Here is a 1,182-nt window from a genome sequence, read left to right as displayed (position 1 = left end):
TTACCCGTCCCCTAAGGAGAAAACGATCTTAGTCCGTATCGTCTACGTTACCTAAATCAAAATTTATGTAATGTTTCAATATTATAAAAGACTGTTGATATACCTGCCTACATATTGAGAAGCTTATTCCAAATTATGACTCTTATAAGAATAAGCTTCTCAGTGTTTGTTATGTTTATTCGTTATTTTCTATACTCTTAACTTTTATCATTTCTTGTTCAATCCAATTCATAACCATTTCTGCCTCCTCTCGAGCAATCACCCCCCTCTCGCTTTTATATTTATAAGTTTCATAAGCCCATACTAATATAATTTTCACAAATTCAACTGTCTCTAATTTACAGATCGGTTCAATTTCATCTTCTTCCTCGTCATAAAATGGATCTTCAATTATTGTATAGTCTCTATAGGATATAACGCTTGATGCATTTCCTCCATGTCTATATTCGGATATATTTCCCCTTAATAAATCAACATAATTATCAATATCATTTCTCAAATCTTTAAATCTCCAAGGTATATCAGATCCTAAGGGATCACTTATCATATTGGCGAATTCCAGTGATTTTTCTTCGTCAAAATCCAATACAACTATATTGAATTCCTCCATATATTTCAATTTATATTTATATTTTATCATTATTCAAACAACCTCCAATTCAATATACTGGATAAGCTGAAATTATCTTATCATTTCTTAGAATAAACTCTATTTCCATTCCCGTGCTTGTTTTCCCTATATATTTATTGTTTTTTATAATTACTTTATTATTAAAAGCTTCATTTACTGATTCTATCACCTGTTGTGGTGTCCATTCCTTTGGAAAAAATGTGGATTTAGGTCCTTTTAATACTCCATTAATTTCAACATTGGCTTGATAGACACCAAACTCATTAGGGGGGTCAATATTTCCGACAATTTTACCGTTACTATTTGGCATTCCTTCATAATGAAAACCATTAGCATTTCCATTTTTGAGTATTTCACCATCAAAAATATGGTTTAATCCATTTTCTTTAGTCCCTTGTTTGAAGTTTTCTGTGCTTTGTAGACTCTCAAGCCATTTCTCTTTCTCTATAACAGACTTAGCAGCTTGTCCCGTCCCCTTAGTTCCGGGCAACTTCTCGTTGGGTTTGCTCGGTTTCTGTGAGGCAGGTGTTCCTTCGCTCTTGCCTGACTTT

At 32.8% G+C, this 1,182-nt stretch carries 2 protein-coding genes; both read right to left on the bottom strand.

Annotated features, from left to right (window positions below):
- Positions 1-175: 175 nt before the first annotated feature.
- Positions 176-640 (bottom strand): hypothetical protein, encoded by a 465-nt coding sequence (locus tag JO375_RS12505; protein ID WP_229524802.1) that lies wholly within the window; start codon positions 638-640, stop codon positions 176-178.
- Positions 641-659: 19 nt separating this feature from the next.
- The coding region (locus JO375_RS12500) for an EndoU domain-containing protein (RefSeq protein ID WP_229524801.1) at positions 660-1,182 on the bottom strand (523 nt) is incomplete at its 5' end.

The organism is Paenibacillus farraposensis (assembly GCF_020736845.1).
Lineage (GTDB): Bacteria > Bacillota > Bacilli > Paenibacillales > Paenibacillaceae > Paenibacillus > Paenibacillus farraposensis.
Note: the sequence above shows the minus strand (reverse complement) of the source record. Positions and strands in the feature narration are given on the sequence as shown.